Annotated in this window: 23 protein-coding genes and 1 pseudogene; 10 read left to right on the top strand and 14 right to left on the bottom strand. The window is 36.3% G+C overall.

All coding sequences use genetic code 11. The annotated features are described in order from the left end of the window. The first annotated feature begins 9 nt into the window (after nucleotides 1-9). From DCC35_RS07335 to DCC35_RS07315, 5 genes are read left to right on the top strand one after another with little or no spacing between them, the layout of a single operon-like run. Nucleotides 10-1,398: a sigma-54-dependent transcriptional regulator gene (locus tag DCC35_RS07335; RefSeq protein WP_137090168.1), complete on the top strand. Its 1,389-nt coding sequence runs from the start codon at nucleotides 10-12 to the stop codon at nucleotides 1,396-1,398. Further along, nucleotides 1,388-2,746, top strand: a complete 1,359-nt coding sequence (locus DCC35_RS07330; RefSeq protein WP_137090167.1) for a sensor histidine kinase — start codon at nucleotides 1,388-1,390, stop codon at nucleotides 2,744-2,746. Before DCC35_RS07335 ends, DCC35_RS07330 begins: the two co-directional genes overlap by 11 nt. Before the next feature lie 38 nt (nucleotides 2,747-2,784). After that, entirely contained in the window at nucleotides 2,785-4,422 is a 1,638-nt protein-coding gene (locus DCC35_RS07325) for an AsmA family protein (protein ID WP_137090166.1), read from the top strand. 60 nt (nucleotides 4,423-4,482) lie between these two features. Further along, nucleotides 4,483-5,391, top strand: a complete 909-nt coding sequence (locus tag DCC35_RS07320) for an ROK family protein (RefSeq protein ID WP_137090165.1) — start codon at nucleotides 4,483-4,485, stop codon at nucleotides 5,389-5,391. A gap of 11 nt (nucleotides 5,392-5,402) precedes the next feature. Next, nucleotides 5,403-5,936 carry a hypothetical protein gene (locus tag DCC35_RS07315; RefSeq protein WP_137090164.1) on the top strand — a complete coding sequence of 178 codons (534 nt, stop codon included), beginning with the start codon at nucleotides 5,403-5,405 and terminating at the stop codon, nucleotides 5,934-5,936. Between the two features lie 51 nt (nucleotides 5,937-5,987). Here DCC35_RS07315 and DCC35_RS07310 read toward each other — a convergent pair whose 3' ends face one another. From DCC35_RS07310 to dnaN, 3 genes are all read right to left on the bottom strand, one after another. After that, nucleotides 5,988-6,422: a DoxX family protein gene (locus DCC35_RS07310; protein ID WP_137090163.1), complete on the bottom strand. Its 435-nt coding sequence runs from the start codon at nucleotides 6,420-6,422 to the stop codon at nucleotides 5,988-5,990. An 11-nt stretch (nucleotides 6,423-6,433) separates the two neighbouring features. Next, on the bottom strand, nucleotides 6,434-7,639 hold the full coding sequence (locus DCC35_RS07305) for an alkaline phosphatase (protein WP_137090162.1): 1,206 nt from the start codon (nucleotides 7,637-7,639) through the stop codon (nucleotides 6,434-6,436). A gap of 149 nt (nucleotides 7,640-7,788) precedes the next feature. Further along, the gene (gene dnaN, locus DCC35_RS07300; protein WP_137090161.1) at nucleotides 7,789-8,913 is read right to left on the bottom strand and encodes a DNA polymerase III subunit beta; all 1,125 of its coding nucleotides are present in this window, start codon (nucleotides 8,911-8,913) and stop codon (nucleotides 7,789-7,791) included. Nucleotides 8,914-9,328: 415 nt separating this feature from the next. On the opposite strand from dnaN, the gene DCC35_RS07295 reads away from it, so the two are divergent. After that, nucleotides 9,329-9,895 carry a hypothetical protein gene (locus tag DCC35_RS07295; protein ID WP_217495934.1) on the top strand — a complete coding sequence of 189 codons (567 nt, stop codon included), beginning with the start codon at nucleotides 9,329-9,331 and terminating at the stop codon, nucleotides 9,893-9,895. Here the strand turns inward: DCC35_RS07295 and DCC35_RS07290 are convergent. The 8 genes and pseudogenes from DCC35_RS07290 to gldA all read right to left on the bottom strand — a co-directional run bounded on the left by DCC35_RS07290 (nucleotide 9,876) and on the right by gldA (nucleotide 18,261). Then, nucleotides 9,876-11,423: a GH3 family domain-containing protein gene (locus DCC35_RS07290; RefSeq protein ID WP_137090159.1), complete on the bottom strand. Its 1,548-nt coding sequence runs from the start codon at nucleotides 11,421-11,423 to the stop codon at nucleotides 9,876-9,878. The genes DCC35_RS07295 and DCC35_RS07290 overlap by 20 nt on opposite strands. A 136-nt stretch (nucleotides 11,424-11,559) precedes the next feature. Then, nucleotides 11,560-12,945, bottom strand: a complete 1,386-nt coding sequence (gene creD / locus DCC35_RS07285; RefSeq protein WP_137090158.1) for a cell envelope integrity protein CreD — start codon at nucleotides 12,943-12,945, stop codon at nucleotides 11,560-11,562. A gap of 44 nt (nucleotides 12,946-12,989) precedes the next feature. Then, nucleotides 12,990-13,127: pseudogene (locus tag DCC35_RS21780) on the bottom strand (transcriptional regulator); the annotation flags it as partial. Between the two features lie 151 nt (nucleotides 13,128-13,278). After that, nucleotides 13,279-13,896 carry a hypothetical protein gene (locus DCC35_RS07275; protein WP_137090157.1) on the bottom strand — a complete coding sequence of 206 codons (618 nt, stop codon included), beginning with the start codon at nucleotides 13,894-13,896 and terminating at the stop codon, nucleotides 13,279-13,281. Between the two features lie 69 nt (nucleotides 13,897-13,965). Then, nucleotides 13,966-14,934, bottom strand: a complete 969-nt coding sequence (locus DCC35_RS07270; protein ID WP_137090156.1) for a DUF4340 domain-containing protein — start codon at nucleotides 14,932-14,934, stop codon at nucleotides 13,966-13,968. Next, nucleotides 14,918-16,615 (bottom strand): gliding motility-associated ABC transporter substrate-binding protein GldG, encoded by a 1,698-nt coding sequence (gene gldG, locus DCC35_RS07265; RefSeq protein WP_137090155.1) that lies wholly within the window; start codon nucleotides 16,613-16,615, stop codon nucleotides 14,918-14,920. The genes DCC35_RS07270 and gldG overlap by 17 nt, the downstream gene beginning before the upstream one ends. Beyond that, complete coding sequence (gldF, locus tag DCC35_RS07260; protein WP_137090154.1) at nucleotides 16,609-17,337, bottom strand: gliding motility-associated ABC transporter permease subunit GldF; 729 nt, start codon at nucleotides 17,335-17,337, stop codon at nucleotides 16,609-16,611. The genes gldG and gldF overlap by 7 nt, the downstream gene beginning before the upstream one ends. A gap of 3 nt (nucleotides 17,338-17,340) precedes the next feature. After that, nucleotides 17,341-18,261: a gliding motility-associated ABC transporter ATP-binding subunit GldA gene (gene gldA, locus DCC35_RS07255; protein WP_137090153.1), complete on the bottom strand. Its 921-nt coding sequence runs from the start codon at nucleotides 18,259-18,261 to the stop codon at nucleotides 17,341-17,343. Nucleotides 18,262-18,389: 128 nt separating this feature from the next. On the opposite strand from gldA, the gene DCC35_RS07250 reads away from it, so the two are divergent. Both DCC35_RS07250 and DCC35_RS07245 read left to right on the top strand, forming a co-directional pair. Next, nucleotides 18,390-19,499, top strand: a complete 1,110-nt coding sequence (locus DCC35_RS07250) for an acyloxyacyl hydrolase (protein ID WP_137090152.1) — start codon at nucleotides 18,390-18,392, stop codon at nucleotides 19,497-19,499. After that, nucleotides 19,496-20,233: a GIN domain-containing protein gene (locus DCC35_RS07245; protein ID WP_137090151.1), complete on the top strand. Its 738-nt coding sequence runs from the start codon at nucleotides 19,496-19,498 to the stop codon at nucleotides 20,231-20,233. Before DCC35_RS07250 ends, DCC35_RS07245 begins: the two co-directional genes overlap by 4 nt. Here the strand turns inward: DCC35_RS07245 and DCC35_RS07240 are convergent. Then, nucleotides 20,230-21,054 (bottom strand): purine-nucleoside phosphorylase, encoded by an 825-nt coding sequence (locus DCC35_RS07240; RefSeq protein ID WP_317128994.1) that lies wholly within the window; start codon nucleotides 21,052-21,054, stop codon nucleotides 20,230-20,232. The two genes, DCC35_RS07245 and DCC35_RS07240, sit on opposite strands and share 4 nt — an antisense overlap. A 152-nt stretch (nucleotides 21,055-21,206) precedes the next feature. Between DCC35_RS07240 and DCC35_RS07235 the strand changes: the two genes are divergently transcribed. Together DCC35_RS07235 and DCC35_RS07230 are read left to right on the top strand one after the other, a co-directional pair. After that, nucleotides 21,207-21,779, top strand: coding sequence for a thioredoxin family protein (locus tag DCC35_RS07235; protein WP_137090150.1), 573 nt, complete (start codon nucleotides 21,207-21,209; stop codon nucleotides 21,777-21,779). A 68-nt stretch (nucleotides 21,780-21,847) separates the two neighbouring features. Continuing rightward, nucleotides 21,848-22,390, top strand: coding sequence for an NADPH-dependent FMN reductase (locus DCC35_RS07230; RefSeq protein ID WP_246070173.1), 543 nt, complete (start codon nucleotides 21,848-21,850; stop codon nucleotides 22,388-22,390). A gap of 388 nt (nucleotides 22,391-22,778) precedes the next feature. On the opposite strand, the gene ftsZ is transcribed toward DCC35_RS07230, so the two are convergent. Further along, nucleotides 22,779-24,314, bottom strand: a complete 1,536-nt coding sequence (gene ftsZ, locus DCC35_RS07225) for a cell division protein FtsZ (protein WP_137090149.1) — start codon at nucleotides 24,312-24,314, stop codon at nucleotides 22,779-22,781. 74 nt (nucleotides 24,315-24,388) lie between these two features. Then, nucleotides 24,389-25,693, bottom strand: a complete 1,305-nt coding sequence (ftsA, locus tag DCC35_RS07220; RefSeq protein ID WP_137090148.1) for a cell division protein FtsA — start codon at nucleotides 25,691-25,693, stop codon at nucleotides 24,389-24,391. Nucleotides 25,694-25,702: the final 9 nt, after the last annotated feature.

Below are 25,702 nucleotides of genomic sequence, written 5' to 3'. Positions count from 1 at the left end.
TGATAAAATATGAGCGAAATAAAACAAGGCACTATTTTAATAGTCGATGACAATGAAGATCTTCTCAGGGCTGCCAGAATTTTTTTGAAGCGGCACTTTTTAAGAGTAGATACAGAATCTAAGCCGGAGAATATTCCAAACCTACTTAATAATGAACATTATGATGTCATTCTGCTCGATATGAATTTCACAAAGGATGTAAGTAGTGGTTCAGAAGGTTTTCATTGGTTAAATAAAATACTGGAGATTGATTCGGCAGCTGTTGTGGTATTAATTACTGCGTACGGAGATGTTGATCTCGCAGTACGTGCCATAAAAGAAGGAGCAACAGACTTTGTTTTAAAGCCCTGGGAAAATGAAAAACTATTAGGAACGTTATATTCCGCTCTTAAACTAAGGCAAAGCAAGCTTGAGGTTGACGCCTTAAAAGGAGAAAAACAACAGTTATATGCCGATCTAGACAAGAAATTTTCTGAAATAATTGGTCAAAGCCCTGCTATGCAACGGGTTTTTGAAACAATAGAACGGGTTGCTGCTACAGATGCTAATGTTTTAATTACTGGCGAAAACGGAACTGGAAAAGAATTGGTCGCACGGGCTATTCATCGGTCATCTCATCGAAATGATGAAGCTTTTGTTTCTGTGGATCTGGGAGCAGTTACTGACACATTATTTGAAAGTGAGCTTTTTGGTCATGTTAAAGGATCTTTTACTGATGCAAAAGCAGACCGGGCAGGACGATTTGAAATGGCTAATAAGGGTACGTTATTCCTTGATGAAATAGGAAATATCTCACCTTCACATCAAGCCAAATTACTTACTGTTCTTCAAAACCGAAGGGTTACCCGGGTGGGGAGTAATAAAGAGGTAGAAGTAGATATTCGACTGATCTCAGCGACTAATATGCCTTTAAATGAGATGGTTAATAGTGGTGGGTTCAGACAAGATCTTTTATATCGTATAAACACTATAGAAGTTCAACTGCCAGCCCTGAGAGATAGAATTGAAGACATCCCATTATTAACTGATCATTTCATTCAGCATTATGCTAAGAAATACAACAAAGATATAGTTAAAGCCAGTGAAGCAGCTATATCGAGAATGCAGAAGTACCAATGGCCAGGCAATATCAGGGAATTACAACATGCTATTGAACGTGCTATAATTATGACAAACAATAAAATTATTCAACCAGAGGACATTTTTAGCAATCTGGGAGCTCCCCACTCCAAAAGCTTTAATGAAGAAAATCTGGACCAGCTTAATATCGAGGAAGTCGAAAAGATCCTCATAAGAAAAGCGCTTAAAAAATTTAATGGAAATGTTACTCAGGCAGCCCAGGAACTTGGGCTGACCCGATCATCATTGTATAGGAGGTTAGAAAAATATGGTCTTTAAAAACTTTATATACGGAGTAATTTTAAGAGTAATAATAATTACTGCTTTTACATTCCTTGCCAGTATCACATTTATTAATAATGGCTTTTCATTATTGTTTTTTATCTGGGTGGTATTTACTTTGATTACTATGGGCAGTCTGGTATATTATTGTAATGATATAAATATCAAAGTTACCCGGTTCCTGGAATCAATTAGATATGCTGATTTCAACTCGACTTTCAGTACTCAAAATAATAAAGGAAAGACTTTTAAAACCATGAATACTGCTTTTAATGAGGTTTTAAATGCATTTAAAAAAATAAGGTCAGAAGCTGAGACTCAAAACCTCGTGCTTTACACCGTTCTACAGCATATTCAAACCGGAATCATTTCATATAATTCAAATGGACGAATAGGGATAATTAATAACTCTGCAAAAAAACTTCTCGGAATTGGCCAAATGAAAAACATAGAAGATCTGGAAGTGGTAAACAGTAAGTTATATGAAACATTTAAGAAACTTGGTCCCGGACAAAATTACCTGCTGAAAACTGACCCGGAAACTCAGCTATCAATTAATACAACCGGACTAAAAATGGAAGGCCAGAACTGGACTTTAGTAGCCATTCAAAATATTCAGAATGAACTTAGAAAACATGAATTGGATGCATGGCAAAATCTAACTAAAGTTTTACGCCATGAAATCATGAACAGTATTACTCCTATTTCTACACTAATCAGTTCTCTCAACGAAATTATTGTAGAAGATGCCAGCAAAATGGAAAGTGGTGATTTCAAAATCGAAGAAGAATCCTATCAAGACCTTTGTGATGGGTTAAAAACCATTGAAAATCGGAGCCGGGGTCTGCTGAGATTTGTTAATGCTTACAGGGAATACAGTAATATACCCGAAACTAATATCAGACCAGTTAATGTTAAGATTTTACTTCAATCAATTTTACAGTTATTAAAAGAAGATTTTCAAAAAGACAATATTGAACTATTCTGTGACATAAAACCTGATGAAATGATAATCAATGCCGATGAAGAGCTTATCGAAATGGTTTTGATCAATCTGCTTAAAAACGCCAGAGAAGCCTTACTGGAACAAAACGAAAGAAATATATCTATCAGAGCATTTAATAATGGACAAGGGCTGGGATGTATTGCTGTAACTGATAATGGACCCGGAATAGATCAGTCTAAACTGGAAAGGATATTCATTCCATTTTATACCACTAAAAAAGAAGGCTCAGGTATCGGGCTTGCACTGGCAAGACAAATTATGCAATTACATGGTGGTGATATAAAAACGCATTCGGAAGTAGGTAAAGAGACAACGTTCAGTTTACATTTCCGAGCATAAATGATGCATTTTATAAAGTAATCGTGTAATTTAAATAGATGGCACCATCTATTTTAAAGGGAAAATGGCTTTGGATAATTATAATCTCAACCATTTTATTGATCGGTTTAATTTCTCTCAAGTTTATTAGTGAAAGAAAGGTCTTAAATGCAATCAATAATGCAGAATCAGGTCATAAATTCGAAGTCAGAGATGTTGATCTTTCAATTTTCTCAGAAAGTGTCCGATTGACTGACGTAAAAATTTCACCCCAGGATGATTTAATAAAAGACACCTCGAAAAATTATATAGAAGCAACAGCCCAGCAATTCTTATTATCGGGAGTTTCAATACCTGAATTACTATTGAATAATAAATTTGACGCTGATTTACTTCTGGTAGATAATCTTGATGTTTCTCTATATAGAAAACAAATCGATTCTTCTGATTCTTCTGATGTAACCCATCAAGGTAGTCAAAATCAGATCTGGAAAATTATATCTTCAGGAATTCTAATAAATGGACTGGAATTAAAGGATTGTAGTTATAAGTTTTATTATTCACATGATAATTCTAACCTCCAACTCAGTGCAGAACCGGTTAATATCAGAATCACTGACTTAAGTACGGATAGTGCAATGGTCCATAGAGATAAACCTTTTGATTTAAAAAATGCGATCATTTCTATAAAAAACATCAAATATCACGATGTGGATAGTCTGTTTGATTATACAATCCAGAAAATGGATTATAAGGATAAACAACTAACAATTTATGGAATAAAATATTCTCCAAATTATCCTGTTCATGAAACATCGGTGAAAAAAGGGATTCAGACTGATATCCCAACTGTTAAAGTAAAATCAATTACGCTGTTTAACCCGGTAATCGATTCGCTGGATGCATACATTAAATTAGATTCCATGCTCGTTGATTCTGCCGGCCTGGAATTATTCAGAAATAAAAATCTGCCACTCCCTAAACAACCAATAAAACCTCTCTTTGCAGGAATGATAAAATCAACACCAGTCAAATTTTTCATTCCTAAGCTGATTCTTAAAAATTCTTCAGTGAAGTACTCCGAAAAGCAAATCAACGTAGATGCAGACCTTTTAAAACTCAATATAACCTCTCTAAATGTCGAAGTTTTCAACCTAACCAATCTTGCTGATAAAATCTCGTTGAATAGTGATTATACAATAAATGCCAGAAGTGAATTTATGAATGGAACTGACCTCCTAATTAATATCACAGGAAACTATAATAGCTCTGATCAATCATTTAATGTAAAAGGTAAACTTTCCAGGATGAAAATGTCGGCCTTAAATTCTTTTGTGACCCCAATAACACATATGAAAATAGCGGGAAATCTGGAGCCATTAACATTTTCGTTTACAGGAAACAATTACAGATCTAATGGCTGGTTGTTAATGCCCTACACTAACCTCAAAGTGGAACTTTTTCATAAACATAAAACCTCAAAAGTAAAACCAGTCGAATCCTTTTTGGCAAATACACTTCTGGATTCTGATAATCAATTGGGAAACAAACATTTTCATTACGGAGAAATAAAATTTGACAGGGTAAAAACTAAATCTGTTTTTCATTTTATGGCAAACAGCCTGAAAACAGGTGCTATTTCAACTTTATTAAAAAAACATAAAGGTATGCCACCTGGTTATGCATCATCCAAATAACTACTATTTTTAGAATAATAAGTGATTGACTATTTTTAGAAAAATAAACCACAAATACTCATGAAAAAATATTTTGGTGTAGATGTAGGAGGAACCAACATAAAAATTGGTGTCGTTAGTGAAAAAGGTAAAATAATTGAGAAAATAAAATATAGCACCACTAAAGACCGACCCGATGACACCACCTTTATCAATCATTTTATTGAAGTAATGGGTAGTGAAATCAAACGATATCCTGAAATAGACAAAATAGGTATTGGATTGCCAGGCATGCTCTCTGAAGACAGAAAGAAAATTCTCAATCTGCCAAATATCCCTAACCTCGGAGGAAGAAAATTTTATAAAGAGCTTCAAAATGCTTTTTCTGATAAGAAATTCAAACTTGAAAATGATGCTAATGCAGCTGCTTTAGGGGAATACAATTTCGGCTCAGGAAAGATGCCGGAAACATTCTTGTTTATTACCCTTGGTACCGGTGTTGGATCAGGATTGATTTTTAAAAAGAAAATTTTTAACGGGGGGAAAGGCAATGCGCTTGAACTTGGTCATATTTTATCAGAAGATGGCAAGGTTCTTGAGTCTCATATTGGAAAAAAAGGAATCATGAGGATGACGCTGAATATCCTTCAGGAGCACCCGGAAAGTGAAATTAATGATCTCAAATCTTTTCGCCCCAAGGATGTCGCACTTGCAGGATTAGAAGGTGATATTGTAGGAATCAAAGTTTTTCAAAAAGTAGGAGAACTTTTAGGAAAAGCACTGGTTACCACTCTACGACTTTTAGATATTAACGATATATATGTCGGTGGAGGATTGTCTGCCGGATTAAAGATCGTTGAACCCGAGTTGAGAAAAGTTTTGAATCAACATCTTCCAGAATACTATACGGAAGATTTAAATATCAAAAAAGCTTCTTTGGGGAATAATGCAGGGATATTAGGAGCCGCATCTTTATGTATTGAAGATTAAATAAACTTTTTATGAGAAAATTAACATTTTTAAGTCTTACAGTATTTGCATTTTTATTAAGCAGTTGTGAAGCAATTGATAGCCTTACACAGTTTTATTATGATGAAGAGACTTCATTTACTATTCCAGGTCAAACCAGTGTAGGTCTGATAGGTGATATTACCACACCAGAAATGCAGTCTAGTGGATCACAAGAATTTGAGAATAATGATTCAAGAGTAGATATGATTGAGTCATGTAAGCTGGTTGAATTAACATTAACCCTTACAACTCCGGAGACTGGTGATTTTGATTTCTTAAATGAAATCAGCATTTATATATCTGCTGACGGTCTTCCGGAAAAATTGATTGCAACTGAAACTAATGTTCCTGCCGGGGTGAAGCAATTCAGTCTTGAAACTCAAGATGTAGACTTATCAGAATACATTAAAGCAGGTACTTATTCATTAAAAACGGATGTTACAACAGATCAAATCCTTAGTGAGGATCATGAAATAACTGTATATTCTAATTTCTTCGTTGATGCAGAAGTGTTAGGTCAATAAAAAAATTGAAAAGATTATAAAGCCCGTGATCAAATGATTACGGGCTTTTTTTTATTTAAAGAATTTTGATTTTCTCTTTTTTGAAACCCAGGAATCAAATGAAAATTTACCTGGACCGACGATCATTAAAAATACACTTGCGAGGAGATAGTGAAGAGCTGCTTCCTGAGCTGAAAAACCATCCTCACCATGAATAATAAAAACGGCAATCAACATCGTTATTAGAACAGGAATCACAGCAAATCTCGTAAGCAATCCGGTAATTATTAATATTGCACAAACAACTTCGGCAACGATTACAAGTATCAAACTTAATACAGAGCCTAATCCCAGAGGATCGGGAAAAGACTGACTTAAGGATTCAAATTCTAATAATTTAGGGATCCCATGACCTAATAACATGCCACCTATAGCAACACGATAAATTAAAAGAGCAACTCCAAGAGACCGTGATCTAATAGTAGTTGAAAAGAATAGTTTTGACATATAGAAGCCGGTTAAAACCCAAATGCTTCCTTCATTTTACTAAAAATTGCTGTATTTTCATAAGATCCTAAGAACAATGACTGCTGCGGACCATAGGCATACACTTGTACAGGAATCCCAGTATGATAATCTGTCGAAAATTTAGCTTCTACTTTTCCTTCAGTCAAATCTCCACTGACAAGTGTTAATCCACCAGTTTCATGATCTGCAGTAACGATAACCAGCGTACCTTCATTTTCGCTAGCAAACTTTAAGGCTACTCCAACTGTGCGATCAAAATCATTAAACTCGTTAATGACATATGCAAGATCATTATCATGACCTCCCCAATCAATCTGTGATCCTTCGACCATCAGAAAAAATCCTTTTTCATTTTGAGAAAGTAGTGAAAGAGCTTTTTCGGTAGCTGTTGGAAGAAATTCTCCTCTCGCAGGATATTTATCCATTGCATCATCAGCGAATAAACCGGCTACTTTACCGTTTAGATCAGATTGTAATTCTTCAGTTTTCGATAATAGACTGTATCCATTACCTTTAAGTTCTTCAAGAAGGTTTTTATTATCTTTTCTTTCTGTGAAATATTTTTTTCCTCCTCCTAAAAAGATATCTATATCTGTTTTCAAAAAATCTGATGCAATTTCTTCATGCATGCTTCGCTCAGGTTGGTGAGCTATAAATGATGCCGGTGTTGCGTGAGTGATTGTACTGGTAGCGATTAAACCGGTAGATAAACCATTATCCTCAGCAATTTCCAGAATAGTTTTTAAAGGTTTACCATCAGGATCAACCCCAATCGCTCCATTATATGTTTTTTCTCCTGTGCTAAATGCAGTAGCTCCCGCTGCTGAATCTGTAATATAGCTGTCTGAAGAATTCGTTTTAGACTTTCCAACTACCTGAAAGTGATCTAAAAATAAATTCCCTTTGTTGGCAGTTTTACCAGAATAAACCTGAGCAGGCCCCATACCATCACCGATTAAAAGAATGATATTCTTAACCCCGGCATTATCAAATTCATGTTTTAATTCTATGTCAGTATTATATATATCTTTTGAGATATACACCTGACTTTCATTAAAATTATTCTCGCTCTCTATCTTTGCTTTAATAGTTGTTTGTTCATTACTTTCATCATTTTTCAAGTTGTTATCACATGAAAAATTGACTAATGTAATCAGCGTTATTGCAAAAGCGAAGTAAATCTTATTTTTAATCATGATTAAATCCTTATAAAAAAAGTAAAATTAGCCTAGCAGACTAAAAAAATAAAACCCTTCCTGTTAACAAACGATTAAATTATCATTATGGTTAATAAAAAAGTCCTCTCAGATCGAGAGGACTTTATATTTTTTATAAACGGGTTATTTTAGTTGTAATTGCTAAGCATTACAGGCATAACCAGCATTAGAATATCTTCATTTTCATCCCCGTTTTTAGGGAAAATTAATCCAGCCCTGTTAGGAGCTGAAAACTTCATCAAAATTTCCTTAGAATCAACATTATTTAACATTTCGATTAGAAATTTTGCGTTGAAACCAATTTCCAGATCGTCCCCATCGTGTTCACAACTCAGTCTTTCATTAGCTTCATTACTGAAATCCAAATCTTCAGCGGATATCTGAAGTTCACTTCCAGTAATTTTAAGCCTGACCTGGTGTGTAGTTTTGTTGGCATAAATGCTAATCCTTCTTAGCGAACTTAAAAATTCACCTTTATCGATTGACATCTCATTGTCATTATCCATTGGAATAACGTTCTCATAATCAGGGAAACGTTCATCGATAAGACGACAAATCATTTGAATATTGTTGAATTTAAAGAATGCATTTGTTGCATTGTATTCAACATTTACATTCGTATTGTCTGAAGGTAAAGTTGCTTTCAACAAATTAAGTGCCTTTCGTGGAATTATAATTGGATGATCAATATCCTCAGCGACATCTACCCTTCTGTATCGAACCAGCCTGTGACCATCAGTTGCTACAAATGTAGCATTGGTATCAGTCAGCTTCATATATACACCAGTCATTGCAGGCCTCAATTCGTCATTGCTGGTTGCAAAGATCGTATTGTTTACTGCCTTTGAGAAGATGTCTGTACTAACATTAAATGAATAGCCATCATTAACTGTTGGTACCTTAGGGAAATCTGTTGCGTTCTCTCCGGATAATTTATACTTCCCGTTATCAGAACTGATCTCCACAGCATAAGTATCTTCATCAATCGAAAAAGTTACCGGCTGTTCAGGTAAGTTTTTTAAAGTATCGAGTAATATTCTTGCCGGAACCGCAATGCTTCCGCTTTCTTTTGATTCAACATCGATCTCAGTGATCATGCTGGTTTGAAGGTCTGACGCAGTTACAGTCAATTTACCTTCACTTACTTCAAATAAAAAGTTTTCTAATATAGGTACTACCGGACTTGAGGTGATCACCCCGTTAATTCCGGAGAGTTGCTTCAGTAATGCTGATGATGAAACGATGAACTTCATAGTAACAGTTAAATCTTAGGTTCTGTTTAATGGGCGTAAAGATAAAATAAAGAGCGTAAGATTAAAAAAACACGCCTACTTTTCCTCACTATTTCCTTTAGTCATTTTTAAACAACTAAAATTACCCTATTCAATAATAAATCAAAGGATTTTTGAATTATTCTCGTGAATAAATTTTCTGATTATCAATAAAACGAAAAAGAATGTGGCTAAATACTTCATATATTTTCTATATACCGGCACAGATGTACCATATTCAACATAGTGATAACCAATATATTTCTAATTGCACTCATTCTTTCGTAGTTTTAAAGCTATGATCAGGAGTACGCAGAAATTTACATTTTCAATTTTCTTATTTTTAGCAATTATTTTTAGCAGTAAGTCACAAGATTATTGTGACTCTATCCAAATGATGAGTAATAAAACAGTGCCTGATAAAATCAGAAATGTCGTATATGAAACTTTAATCTATTTCCCGGAGTTAAAAAACACGCATATAGATTTTGTATTTACAAAAAATATCAGCAAATCTTTCATGCAGGCTCAGCCTAACTTTTCTGACATACTAAAAAGAAAAGATAAACGAAGATACAGAATTAAAATTACTCCTGCTTTACAACTCACAGAAGGCTCGATTCCTGTCGAAGAGCTTCCCGAAGATGTTCTGATGGGATGGATAGCTCATGAACTTGGACATATCATGGATTACAAAGACAGATCTGCTCTGGCTATGATGGGGTTTGGAATTAGTTATTCATTAAATAAAAAATTCCTCATGAGTGCAGAACAGACTGCTGACATCTATGCTGTAAACCAGGGATTAGGCAGTAAAATACGCAAGACAAAAAACTTTATCCTCAACAGGTCTGATATCCCCGAGGATTACAAAAACAGAATCAAAAATTTATACCTTTCTCCAGAAGAAATCATGGCTTTAATAGAAGAAACTGCAGATTCTTCTATTGGCCAGGCTGATTAAATAATCGTTTGTTTATAAATTCAATATATTCTTTGAATTTATCTTCTTTCATTACTCGTGGCATTTTAACCTGACCGCCTTTTTTCTTATTGGCTTCATTCCAGTCGTAGAATACTTCTGTTGGAACAATTCGTAGTTTAAGGCCTTTTAGAGATTTACCCCTGGCTACTTCGTAGTTTTTATTTGATTCTGATAGATATCTGTCAATTTCTTTTCCGATTTCTGTTGAATCCCTCTCTTCATCAGATCCAATAACCCAGTGATGGTAATACTCTCCATCATCTTCACGTACTGCGGAAACAGTAAATTCAGGTATTGCCATTTCAAACTTTTCTTCCACCTGCCTAATTGCATCATTCATTTTAATGACTGATAACTGAGAACCTACTACATTTAAGAAGTGCTTGGTTCTTCCGGTAATTATTATTTCTGCTCGCTCTACATCTGTAAACCTTATCGTGTCACCAATCATATACCTCCATGCTCCGGAATTAGTAGAAATAATCATCGCATAATCAACTCCTTCCTCTACATCTCCAATATCATAAACAGGACTTCCCTCTTTGATCATTCCTCTTTCATCTATATTCTTTTCTTTAAAAGGAACAAACTCAAAATATATCCCTGCATTGAAAGCGAGTTTCATCGCGTGATCTTTATTTGGTCGTGATTGGTAGGCTAAAAACCCCTCTGAAGCAAGGTATGTATCAATTATGGTGATCGGTTTACCCATAAGTTGTTCGAAACTCTTTTTATAAGGTTCAAACGCCACTCCCCCGGAAACAAAAACTGATAGCCCTGGCCATATCTCATGGATATTTTCAAGATTATAATGCTTTACGATTGACTTTAGCATTAATTCATTCCAGGATGGAATACCACTGATCGCTCCAATATCCCAGGAAGGTGCATCTTCGATTATCTTTTCTAATCGTGTGTCCCAGTCATCTGTCGATGCGATCTCATTACCTGGCCTGTATACTCCTCTAAACCACGATGGAATATTGCTCGCTGATATTCCGCTAATCTCACCCTCTAAGTGGTCTCCTGCATCGTTCAGATCTGTACTGCTGCCCAGCATCATAATTTCCTTTTCGAAAAAATCTCCGGGCAGATCATAATTAGATACTGAAAGCAATTGCATAATGCCTACCTTCCTGATTGAAGCCAGCATATCATCAGTAACAGGTATTCTCTTTGCCTGGTTACCGGTTGTGCCCGAACTTAATGCATAGTAGTTTGGCTTTCCCGGCCAGGTAATATCTTCAAAACCCTTAACCTGCTGAGACCACCATCTATCATAGATCTGTGAATAATCATGAAGGGGCACATGCTCCCTGAACATTTTAATGGGATCATCACTCTTTAAGATTTTATTAAAACCGTAATACTTACCAAAGGATGTCGATGAAGCTTTTTTTAAAATCTTTAAAAGCTCCTCCTTTTGTTCTTCTACAGGTGACTTCTCTGGTAATACTTTTTCACTAAATTCCAGAGCAGACTTAATAATATTCCCAAGTATGGCCATTAATTAATATCAGATTTAATTGTAACTATATTCAATTTACCAAATCAATATCAGTTATACCTGTATTAGTATTTTTTGTATAAAAAAAGGCATCACAATTTTCCTGCAATGCCTTTAAATATTGAAATAATAAAAATTAAGTCGTACTGCTACTAAGCCTATACCAGTTAATATTTCTGGTAAAGTACATTGTTAATGCAAGAATAATAGCGAGTCCACAAGTGCCCATTAATAATGCATAATCTTCAAGCTTTAGTGTCACATATAGGAAACCATACAATGCGACAAGTAATCCTAAAACAACGAAAGCAAACCTTTTTGATTGAAACACTTTAAGTGAATAAAAGAAGATCATGCTAATAATAGCTACCGATGCAGAAAGATAAGCTGTATCAAAAGGCATGTGTTCTGATAAGGCTATTAGAAGAGCATAAAATAGACACAGGGCAAACCCAACCAAAATGTATTGAAATGGATGAATTTTTTGTCCTTTAATCGCTTCTGATAAAAAGAATATTAAAAAGGTAAGGGTGATAGTTAGAATTGCATATTTTGCTGCTCTAAGTGTGTTTTGATATTGATCAGCAGGATTTAGTAAGGATAATCCAAAAGATGAACGATTAAAAGCATCTGAATATTCATCACCAAACCATGACTGTGGAAAATTCCTGTTTATTTCCAGGGTTTTCCATGTAGCACTAAATCCATCTGATGTTACATTTCTGTTATCAGGTATGATAATACCTCCAAATTTCGGTGAAGGCCAGGAAGATTTCATTTTAACTACTGTCTCACCTCCTGACGGAATAAACGAGAGGTCCGAACTTCCTTTTAATTTCAGATCTAATCCAAAAGAAACATTCTTGTTCTTTAGCTCTTCTGCATTTACATTGGCACTAACACCCGATTCAATGATCTCTCTGATTCTGCTACCAGGCCTGACTTTAGATTCGGTGCCATTCCAGTTAATAACAATTCGCTCTTCAACACCCCTGAGGTCAGAAATACCTATTGTCAGAAAAGCATTTTGATAATCGATACTGTCATAATTACCCAGGTCCTCTTTTGGTTCAAAAGAAAAGTCTCCGCTAATCTGAATATTACTTTCATAAACGATCGCTTCATAAATTCCCCTGCTTAATTTATTGGGTACCACTTCTCCATTAATCCTTAAATTTTGTGGTAATACCTGAAGATATTTAGTAGTATATTTATAAACCGGACCTTCATCCTCACGGTTAGATTTCAGTTTTTTCTCTATTACAGGTATCGTTAATATAGGACCTGCCAAAGTTTGCTCTCCTGCCCATTTACTACTTACCTCTTCCGTAACGAATTCGTTCAATTCCTTTCGTTCTTCGATTAGATTTATGATCATTCCCGTTGGAATAAGCAGCAATAACACTAAGAATGCCACCACAAGCATTTTAAGCATGACAGAGTTTCTCAGGGAAGTCATCAACCTCTCAAAGTATGAGGGTGCCTCCTGATTTTGCATTGGTTGGTTTTCATTGTGTTCCATAATTTTAAAGTACTTTATATTACAAAGTTATTAGATAAAAAATTTTATTTTAGGAGTTTTTCAATTGCTTTAATATGCTTTTTAAAAGCGATCTCGCCTCTTTTTGTTACCATATATTTAGTATTGGGCTTTTTATCAACAAATGTCTTTTCATATTCAATAAATTCATTCTTTTCCAAATATTTTAGGTGACCGGCGAGATTCCCATCTGTAACACCGAGTAAATTTTTAACTCGGTAAAATCCACAGCATCATTCACTATAAGTGCTGACATAATTCCCAGCCTTACCTTATTTTCAAATGCCTTATTAAGATCCTTTAAGAATTCCTTCACTACTTATGTCTGATTTGCATTAAAACACCATATACAATATGCAAAACACCAAATCCAACTGCCCAGAAAAGTAGTCCGTAACCAGTTAGTATCACAGCAAGGATTCCGAGTATCAATTCAGCTATACCCAGACTTTTAACTTCTTTATAGGTAACTGATGAAGCATTTATTAATGAAAGGCCATATACCATAAGTGTTAACCCTGCGATAATATCATAATACCCTTTAAAGAGCAGAATAACGCAAACTATTCCTCCTCCGGTTAATGGAATAAAGAAGTTTTCTAAAAGCCTCCTGGTTTGATAATCCCAAATTCGCTGGTTATTTTTTCGAGCTTTACGAACTGTAAAAAAGATTGCTGAAAAAATTGCCGCAAAGAAGACTACTGCACCAATGACCATCAATTTTGTTGATTGATCAGAAGTGAGCGACAATCTATATGATCCTAATTGTTCGACGTCGGTATAGATCAAATCATAGGTGAGATATGAGCCTATTAGAGCAAATATTCCAGCACATACTCCTGACATCCCACTTAGAGAAATAAAACGTGATGAACGATTCATCATTTCCCTGATATCCTTAAGATCATCTATGTATTTTTCTCGTTGATTCATTTTAAAAGTACTTTGAATTACAAAGTAATGGAAAAGAAATGAATAATCAAATTGTCTTTTATTAAAAATTTAGAATAAGGACTGATTGCTGGTTTCTTTTTTGAAAAATTCTGCCGGAACGATTAATTGTTCAACATCATTTTGTCTGAAAACTGCCAGATTTGCACCCATTTGTGTAAAATAAAAGCCTTGTCTCTGTGGTACAGGATAAAATTCTATAATTCTTGGAGAATCATAAGAGATATCATCAATAATATAACTGAATGCGGGATCATTCTCCTCCATATAAGAAGCATACACAGGGTATTCTTCAGGATTTAAATGGGTATCTATTCGCAAATTAAATAGAGCACTCAGATATTGATCCATCCTTGTCGAATCCAGCTGACTACTTAGGTTATTAACAGAAAAATAAACGCCTTCTCCTTTAATCTTTACTGCTGTGTCTCCTTCGTTATTTACAATTGCGAAGGATTTAAGTGTTCTTGGATCTCCCTTGTAAAAAGCCTTAGATTTCCAGGCTAACCTGTCCAACCCAAATATACCGGTAACATAATCCTGGTAGCCCGGGATATTGACTATATAGATTTCAGATAAGTCAGGCAATGCCATATATGATATGGTTCTGTTTTCATTTCCACCGGCAACGAATTCTTTCACTTTATTATCCCCTTTAAAAACAGAAACCTGAATTCCGTTTTCTTTTAATTGTTTTACCGTCTCTTTTTCCTGAGAATCCGGTAGTTGCCTTTTTACATTTACCTTATTTAAAACAGCAATTAAAACTTGTCTTAATGCTTCATCAATTTCAGAATTACCAACATACCAATTACCGCCTTTATTATTTACGATAATTTCACCCTCATTCGAATTCAAAACTACCATTGTGATTCCGGAAGTATCATTAACCGCAAAATGATTTTCGGATACTTCAAGACTTTTCCCGCTGTCAGTAATTCCCGGCAACAGAACTATCGCCAGTACTAAAACTGCCACAATAGCTATTCTGATTTTATTTGCATTACTTATAATTCCCAAAACCGGTATATTTTTTCTTCCTGATAAACGCTTTAATTACTCCAAACAAAATAAGCAAAACCAAAGGCAATATTAAGTTTAAAGCTTGCCAGAAAGTTTTCTCTTCCTGAATCTGAATTTTATCCAATGGTCTTATTTTAATTTCTTTGTTTTTTGCCAGTATTATTCCCTGGTCATTTATCATATAGCTAAGAGCATTCATTAAAAACTCTCCATTAGCATATTGCGTCTGTGTAAACTGATCAAAACCAACAGGTAAAGGCCTGTTTTGCCTGATACCTATATCATTGATGAGATAATCCCCATCACCCATTGCTAATAGTTTACCCTTTTCTCCACTTACGGCAAAGGTTGCTTTATCAGCCCCAGCAGGTAAAAACCTATTGGCATACATTGAGGTAAAATTACCTTCATTAAGTGCCGCAACCGGTAAAGGTTTTTGGTTAACAAAATTTTCCTCCACAATATCACGCATGTCATTGATATCAACTGGTAACGGAGTATTTAAAGCTCTGGAATACTGACTTGTGTAAATCAGATATCTTTTTTCTATACCTTGTGATAAAACTGTATCAACAGTACTGACAAATTTACCCAGTGATACACCCAGGCCTTTAACAATTTCGTGATCTGTATAATTATTAAATAACGGGAAGAAAGGCCATTGTAGCGGCTTTATTTGTGGGTCTTCACCAAAGTTACCTACTACCACAGGATATGTTCCTGCGTTCAGGTCTTGTACAAGGTTAGCATTGATCCTTAAACCATGCTTGAATAAGAAAGGCGTTAGATTAAGGTCTATCGGTACTGCTATTGTTCCTCCCTGCCCATTACCTGCACTATCGATATTTACATTGACCGGATCAACAAACATTAATACGTTCCCTCCCCTAACCAGGTATTGGTCCAACTTATAAAGATCAAGATCTGAAAATGCAGACTTGGGCTGAATATCAAGTATAGCATCATATCCAGAAAGATCCTGAATTTCAGATATATCAACATCGACCACGTCGTATCGTTCAGCAATGAGGTTTGTAATTCCGGCAATATACACCGAATCAGCCTCGTCATGTCCTTTTAGCAACCCAACTTTAGGTCTTTCAAGCCCCAGTGCCTGTTTAACCCCTGAAGCTAATTCATATTCAAGATTTTCAATTGAAGTATTTAACTTTTGCTCGGCCGTCTGTCCCCCCGAACCCTTAAGTAAGTTGACACTTACCTCAGTTCCTCCGTAAGAGATCAGGGCACCAGGGAATATCAGTTTTTCTACCCTGTTTCCATTTTCGTTATCGAAAAGATTTGTCGGCTGAATTCCTTTTTCTACTAACCTTCTGTAAAATGTATTTCTGGCTTGTGTAGATGCGGCAATAGAAGGATCAATAAAATTATATTGAATATTTCTTCCTGCATATACCTGAAAACTATTTAATGTTTCCCTGATACTCTTTTTAAATCTTTCAAATCCTGCAGGAAGTTCTCCTTCGAGATAAACTTCTATATAAACTACATCATCAAGCTCTTTTAGCAGTTCTTTTGTAGGTTCCTTTATAGTATATCTTTTATCTTCCGTTAGATCAACACGAGTAAAATACCTGAAAGCCAGTTGGTTCAGCAAGATCACCATAAGAACGATTATGGTAAGGTTCAATATCGCAGCTAATTTCTTTTGATTTACCATTTTCTCGAAGATAATACGGTTTTAGTAATAGCCAGCATGATAATTATGACTGAAAAAAGATAAATCACGTTTCTGGAATCAATTAATCCTTTGCCTAAAGCTTCGTAGTGATAGCTGAGACTTAATTGGGTAAGTAACAATGAATAGCTCCCCCATACATCGACTTGCGCCAATGATGAAAGCCCGGTATAAAGAATAAAACAAAGAAAAACAGCTATAATAAATGCGGTGATTTGGTTTATAGTGATTGCACTCGACATTATTCCAATTGCGGCAAATACTCCTCCTAGCGATAACAAACCGATATACGATCCGGTAACAGCGGCTCCGTCAATATTACCTTCAGGTTGACCTAACTCTACCAATGAATAATAATATACCAGAGTTGGCAACACTGCCAGTAAAACTATGACTACAGAGGATAGAAACTTTCCAATGATCAAACCAGTATCGCTTACCGGATTGGTAAAAAGTAATTCCATCGTACCAGCTTTCTTTTCTTCTGCGAACATCCGCATAGTGATAGCCGGAATAAGAAACATAAATACGTAAGGGCTAAATCCGAAAAGAGTTTCAAGATCAGCATATCCATAATTTAATACAGAAGTATCGGGAAATACCCAGACCAGTAAGCCAACGGCGGTGAGAAATACACCGATTACCAGGTATGCAATCAGAGAATTAAAGAAAGTATTGAGTTCTTTTATAAAAACTGTCCACATGATCTAATTCCCTCCTCCGGTTAATTTATGAAACACTTCTTCGAGAGATTTTTCTTCTTGTTGCAATCCAACTACAGTCAATGAATTATTTGCTGCAAAGGCTGATAGCGCGGGTCTGATATCAATATTTTCATTACTACTAATCAAAAATTTCTTAGGATTGACCATTTTCACAGACTCAACACCATTAATTTCTTTGAACATTTCCTCGTTGGCATCCTCCAGAAATTCAATGATCACTACTTTTTCCTTAAATACTTCACGCCCAAGCCCCTCTACTGTTTTGTCTGCAACTTTAGATCCTAAATTTATAACAACCACGCGATCACACAAAGCTTGTACTTCCTGCATTATGTGAGTAGAAAAAATCACCGCTTTATCTTTAGAAGCTTCCTTGATTACGTTACGAATCTCAACGATCTGGTTAGGATCAAGTCCACTGGTTGGTTCATCAAGAATCAACACCTCCGGATCGTGTAAGAGAGATTTTGCCAGTCCAACACGTTGCCTGTATCCCTTAGACAAGGCACCAATTTGTTTGTTTTGCTCCCGGGTCAACCCACAAAGAGAAACCATTTTTTCTACTTGCTGATTCAATTCTTTTCCTTTCAATCCCTGTAGTTTTCCGCAAAATCTTAAAAATTCGTGAACGTACATTTCCAAATACATCGGATTGTGTTCGGGCAGGTAACCGATTTTTTTCTGAACAGATAATGGTTCCTTTTCTACATTGTGGCCACATACAATTGCCTCACCGTTAGAAGGGGGAATATAGCCGGAAAGAATTTTCATTGTTGTCGATTTACCCGCACCATTCGGCCCAAGAAATCCGAGGATCTCTCCCTTAGCTACTTCAAAAGATAAATCTTTAACCGCGAGCTGTTCTCCGTATACTTTTGATATGTTTTTTACGCTGATTGACATAGCAGGATTTGATGCAAAACTAGGAAAATTATCTTCTAATTTAACAGATTTTTAATTTGTCAGCTCTTTTCTATTGCCTAATACATTTGCAATGGGTAATTTTGAGGCTCTTAAAGATTTACATTTCAATGAATATCAGGCTTTTAGCTGTTTTTACCCTGTTTTTGGGTTCACATTTTTTAACATCTGCCCAGGGGGAAAAATCTCCCTACAGATATTCGTATGTAGCAGAATTAAATCGTGGTTTTATAATGAAACACGGACCTGAGGTCGGTATTATTTCGAGGGATGCCCGTCCTAATGGCTTTGCATTTCACCTTATAAAACACACATACGGTTACAGAAAGTGGGAAAAGGAACACAATTATCCTACTTTCAAATTCTCTTTTAATTATTTCGATCTCAACCAGCAATACCTTGGTAACCTGTTCGGACTAACTACCACCTTGCAGTTTCCATTATTAAAAAAAGAAAAATTTCAAATCGATTTTGCTACAGGAATTGGCGTCAGCTATAATGACAAGCCTTTTGATATGGAAACCAACAATAAAAATGTTCTGCTTGGTTCGCATATAAATACTGTCATCAGAGGGGATCTTTCGTTTGCATATGCCGTTACTGATAACTGGGCTACTTTCATGAATATTGGAATATATCATGCCAGTAACGGATCTTATACTAAACCCAACAAAGGAATAAATATTATTAATGGTGGAATTGGAGCCAGATACACTCCTTTTACCTCAAAACCTGACCTGTCAGAAATGCCTGAGCTTGAAGATCAGGGTCCTAAAAATTTAAAATATACACTTACTGTTTCAGGGGGTATGCAGCAGGAATCTTCTTTTGATGTAAACGAAAGAGAACCCTTTTACAATTTTTTATTCATCTACTATCCTATTTTACAAAACCGTGGAAAATGGGCTGTTGGATTGGATTATTTTCACAATCTGGCACTAAAAAAAGATCTAAGTCGTCATCCGTCATTTATTAATGATACTCCTCCGGATTTTCGTCGTGTGGGTATGACAGGTGGATATGAAGTTAGTTTTGGAAGGTTTGGGGCTTTATTTCAACTTGGTTATTACCTGTATAACGACGCTCATCCAGGGCAACTATTTTATCAGAGATATTCAGCAAGGTATCAACTTACTAATTTTATGGGGATTCATTTTGGATTGCGAACCCATTTAGGAAATGCAGAAAATATAGAACTGGGAATATTTGTAGGATTATGAAGAAGTTGATCTATATATTACCGATACTATTATTTTTGGCCATTTCGTGTAATGACCCAGATTCATTTGGGTGCTTCAAAAAAGCCGGGGGTCATGCAATTGAGGAAAGACCTATCGGTGCATTTTCAAATGTCATCATTGAAACAGGAGTTGATATTCGTTTTTCAGATGCCCAAACAGAAACAATTTCTATTGAAGGTCCTGAAAATTTATTGCATAAAATAGAAACGAATATTAACAGGGATACACTTTATATAAAAGATAGCAATTCGTGCTCCTGGGTGAGATCTCCGGTCAGGACGATGATCCATTTACCCATCCCCTCTGATGTAAAAATATATTACAGGGGTTATGGTAATATAGAACTTCAAACTATCGAGCCAATAAATACATTTGATCTGCATATCGACGACGGGATGGGCGATATTTACCTGAATTTTGCTACTGTTGGTACAGTATCAGTATACAATAATAGCTTCTCAAATGTACATTTATCCGGAACAGCAGATTCACTTCATTTTCAATACAGAAATAATTTCGGCCAATTTGAAGCATCCGCCCTTGAAAGCAGAAAAGTGAATATGGTCTATGGCGGCAAGAATGATGTCACCATAAACCCAACTGAAAGTATTACCGGTGTAATAACTGGTTTTGGCGATGTTTATTCTATTCAGCGTCCTCCTGTAGTAGACATTGAAGAGATTAGTGGTGGCAAGCTGATTTTTCAGGATTAAAATTCAGCAACCATTCTTGCTATTATCCTTGTCATAGCCGGTTCAGCTTTCTCTGCAGCAGCTATGATTTCTGGTACAGAAACTGGTTGCAGCTTTTCAGGTGTACAAAGATCCGTAATCACTGAAATAGCAAAAACAGGAAGCCCCATATGAACGGCCACAATATTCTCGGGGATCGACGACATACCAACAGCATCTGCTCCAATAATTCTTAAAAACTTATATTCTGCAGGTGTTTCAAGATTAGGACCTTGGACACCAGCGTATACTCCTTTGTGAATTCTAACCTTTTCATCACGCCCATATTCCATGGCTATTTTGATCATATTTTTATCGTATGGCTCATACATATCCGGAAATCTCGGCCCGAGGCTATCTTCATTTTTACCTCTCAAAGGATTTTCAGGGAATAAATTAATGTGGTCTTCAATGATCATCAAATCACTTTTTTCATAATCATTATTTAATCCACCTGCCGCATTACTGATAATTAACTTACTGATGCCAAGTAATTTCATCACTCTTACACCATAAGTAACCTGTTCCATTGAATACCCTTCATAATAATGAAAACGTCCCTGCATGATAACAACAGGCTTATTCTCTATTCTTCCGAATATCAATCGTCCAGAATGGGATTCAACAGTCGAAACAGGAAAATGAGGTATTGATTCGTATGAAATAGTCTGTTTGATATCAACTTTTTCTACTAACTTACCCAAACCGGTACCCAGAATAATACCAAATTCAGGTTTTTCAATGTCCAATTCTTTAATTACTGCAAGAGATTTATTGAGTTGATCGAGTATAGAGTCTGCCACGGGTTTAATTTTTCTGATTTAGTCAATAAGTAAATGGGAGCTTAAGGTTAATTTATTCCATCCTTAAATGCAATCCTTTCTGATAATCTATAATTTTGAATTAAAATAAACTAATCAGCCGTTTTTACGGTATAAATATTAAAACTAATAATATGTCATTAACGCCAACAAAAGATATACCGCTCGGATTCCAGGCTCCGGATTTTAATTTACCAGATACTGTTTCCGGAAAAACTTTCACTATAAATGATCTAAGGGGTGCTAAAGCTACTGTAGTCATGTTCATCTGTAATCACTGTCCATATGTGATTCACATAAGGAAGAAACTTGTTGAAGTTGCTGAAAAATATGAAAATGAGGGTATCAACTTCATTGCGATTAGCTCCAATGATATCACTAATTATCCGGATGATTCACCGGAGAACATGAAGCAATTAGCAAATGCTCTTGAATTTCCTTTCCCTTATTTGTATGATGAAACACAGGAGGTAGCAAAAGCTTATGATGCGGCCTGCACCCCGGATTTTTCTGTTTTTGATGAAAATTTGTTATGCATTTATCGTGGTAGATTTGATGAATCGAGACCAGGAAATGACGTACCTGTCACAGGAAAAGATCTTGTTGAGGTTTTGGAGGCTATTTTGGATGGTGATGACATTCCTGCTGTTCAACACCCAAGTATGGGATGTAATATTAAATGGAAAGAGGGAAATCAACCAGCATAAAATAATTACCGAGAATAAATATTAATTATATCCGTTGTATTGACGATGGATCATGAAGTTTCATTTTTATGAATAATAAGAAAGAGATCTATACAATAATAAGTGGTACTAACAGAAAAGATGCGGTAAGTCCAAAGCTTGCAGCGTATTACCAAACATGCCTTAGTGATAAAGGTATTGAAGCACCAGTGCTTTCACTGGATGATCTTCCTGATGATTTTGTTTTTTCGGCACTATATGAAAATGCCGGAAAACATGAAGTTTTTAATAAGTTCAGAGAACGAATGTTAAATACAACCAAGTTTATATTTATTGTTCCTGAATACAATGGATCATTTCCCGGGGTCCTGAAAGCTTTTATCGATGGAATGGAATATCCTGATACCTTTTCTAATAAGAAATGTGCTTTAGTTGGACTTTCTTCTGGTGTACAGGGTGCAGGCCTGGCTTTGAGTCACCTAACAGATATTTTTAACTATTGTGGTACTCACGTGTTGGCACAAAAGCCAAAGCTTTCATTTATTCATAAGCACTTTGATGGGGAGGAAGTACTTAATGATCTTTACAAGCAACTTATTGACGAGCAAGTAGAAGCATTTCTCGAATTTTAAAAAAGAAATGCCGGAAGCGGAGCACTGAAGCCTTTCCCGGACCAGGGGAACCGCAAAAAATTCCGGCATTCTACCTAACTAACCAAGTCTTAATGGTTAGAAAAAAAATACCGGCCCGCAAAGATTTGTAAGCCATCATTCTGCAAAAAGTGTGGCCGGTATTTACCACCTAACTAACCGTAAATAAAAAATAATTTTGTAGTCATAGATTTTAAAAAAAGAACACAGACCTTCGTCAAAAAAAATAAGGCTATGGAAAAAATAAATATCAATCTCGACGCAAAAGTGGCGGCCCATGTTCTTTCTACACCACCATAACTACATATTATTTTTAGCTCCGGACGTATTCCGGAACCATGAATGATTATATATTCGCGACCATCGGGAATTAATCTACATTGTCATGCAGATACTTGTTGTTCCCAAGGATCTCATTATCATCGTTTAAATTATACTTACTCATGTTTCGCTCTGAAGAATGCTGAGATTCTTTCAAGTCAACTTTTTTCCTCAAATAAGCTGGCACCTTGAATTTCTCCTTGTATTCCTCATCCTTTTTTTCAGGAGTACTGTTATAATTATTTAGTTTTTGCTTTCGCTCCATTGCCTGTTCCTGAAGCTTTTGCTTTTTCATTTCGATCTCACTGAATACGAATGTCCTTTTAACTTCTCCACTGTCATTCTTTTCAGTAGATTCTTCTTTGTTAGTAACTTCCTCATCATCAACAACCTCAAAATCATCATCCAGGTCGAAGAGGTTGTTGGCATTTTCCTCTTCTTCCTGATCTCTTGCAATGAATTGACTTGATTGGGACGGGCCGTCATCAAGCGTTTCATTCTTTGATGATTTTGAATCGCTGTTTTCTCCGAATAACTTAATTTGCCTGTTTGATTCTAAGTCGAAGACCTTCTTCGAGTTTGTTGATTCGACATTTTCCTTGATCGTACTTGGAGCATCAAATCCTGTCGCGATTAAAGTCACTCTCAATGCTGTACCAAGATCAGGGTCAATACCATGACCAAAGATCACCTCTGCTTCGTCTCCAGCTACTTCCTGGATGTATTCAGTGATTTCAGTCAATTCATCCATTTGCAGCTCAGCTTCTTCACCGGAGATGATCGAAAGAAGAATTTTTTCTGCACCGTGGATGTCACGGTTATTTAATAAAGGAGAGCTTATTGCTAGTTCCGCAGCCTTCAGAGCCCTGTTTTCACCTTCAGTCTGGGCTGATCCCATTACCGCAGCACCACTGTTTTTCATTACTGTATTTACATCCTGAAAGTCGACGTTGACATATCCCGGAACAGTAATTATTTCTGCAATACCTTTAGCAGCAGTGGTCAAAACATTGTCTGCCCGACCAAATGCTTCCCTGATGGCCAGATTACCAAATATCTCTCTCAGTTTATCATTAAGAATGACGATAACTGTATCGCAGCATTCTTTTAAATCTTTTATTCCTGCTTCTGCAGCAGCCATTTTCTTTTTGCCTTCGAAACCAAAAGGTGCAGTGACAATACCCACAGTCAGGATATCCATGTCTTTTGCTATTCTGGCAATTTGTGGAGCTGCTCCGGTTCCTGTTCCACCACCCATTCCGGCAGTGACAAAAACCATTTTAGTTCCATCGCCAAGAAGTTCTCTGATTTCTTCCTTGCTTTCGATTGCGGCGTTTTTTCCGATCTCAGGATTAGCTCCAGCTCCCAGCCCTTCAGTCAGGTGAGTCCCGATTTGAAGCCTGTAGGGTACCGGACTGGCTTTTAACGCCTGTGAATCTGTATTTACGACGACAAATTCAACATCTTTAATTCCCTGGTTATACATGTGGTTAACAGCATTGCTACCACCTCCCCCAACACCAATCACTTTAATGATCGATTTTTGATGCTCGGGGATATCAAAAGTAAATCCGTTGTCTGACATAATTTCTACGGTTTTAATTGTGGTTATAGTGCCGTCCGGCGTGACCCGGGACGGTTAGTTAGTTCTTTAAATAATTAATAATTAGTGTTATCGATATCATCGATCAGTAACCCTTTGGTCTTGTTGATGATCTTTTTGAAAAAATCACCTCCATTCGGTTTACTGGTGTTCTCATTTCCTGCTTCACGGTTGGCTGGATATGCTTTATATCGTTCTTCACGCTCGTCCAGCGATCTGAATCCGGTCAGTACCAATCCGACACCCGTTGCATACATCGGGCTCTTCACAATATTAATTTTGCTTTTGCCAAGGTGTTCGTTCGGGAATCCGACGCGCACATCCTTGCCAGTCATATATTCGAACAATTGTTTTATACCCAGTAATTGTGATCCACCACCGGTGACCACCAACCCGGCTGCAAGCTTATCATCGTATCCTGAAGCGATAATCTCGCTATGTACATATTCGATAATCTCTTCCATTCTGGCTTCAATAATGAAAGCAAGATTTTTAATCGAGATCTCTTTTGGAGGCCTGTTTCTGAGGCCAGGTATACTAATGATCTCGTTAGGACTTGCCTCCTCAGCGATTGCCCGACCAAATTTGGTCTTTAGCAATTCAGCTTGATTTTGCATTACGCTACACCCCTGCTTTATATCAGAAGTGATTATATCTCCACCAAATGGAACCACGGCGGTATGTCTTATTATGTTATCATGGAAAATTGCAATATCAGTAGTACCACCTCCGATATCAATAAGGCAAACACCAGCCTCTTTTTCTTCATCGCTAAGTGCTGACAAGCTGGATGCAAGCGGCTCCAGTATCAGGTTTTCAACCTCAAGCCCGGCTCTTTTTACACACTTATGAATATTTTTAATGTCGTTAGTCTTAGCTGTGATCACATGGAAATTAGCCTCGAGTTTAGTCCCGGCCATTCCTACAGGATCAAGGATCCCCTCTTCGTAATCAACCATATAATCCTGGGGCATTACGTGAATAATCTCACTTCCTGCAGGCATCATTATACGATAGATCTCGTTGGTCAGACGGTTTACATCCTCAACTTTGATCTCATCATCATCAGAAATTCTCGTGATGCTGTGATGGTGCATCGAGCTTCTGATATGCTGACCTGCAATTCCAACATTCACAACATTGATATCAATGCCAGACTGCTCTTCAGCTTCTCTTATTGCCTTTTGAATAGCAGCAACTGTCTTATCAATATTATTAACTACGCCTCTTACTACGCCATCAGAAACGGCCTGTCCCATTCCGAGAACGTCGAGTTTCCCATGTTGATTTTTCTTTCCTACAATGGCTGCGATCTTGGTGGTTCCAATATCCAAGCCTACAACTATTTTTTCGTAATCCATGATACTGTA

Source organism: Mangrovivirga cuniculi, assembly GCF_005166025.1.
Classification (GTDB): domain Bacteria; phylum Bacteroidota; class Bacteroidia; order Cytophagales; family Cyclobacteriaceae; genus Mangrovivirga; species Mangrovivirga cuniculi.
Note: the sequence above shows the minus strand (reverse complement) of the source record. Positions and strands in the feature narration are given on the sequence as shown.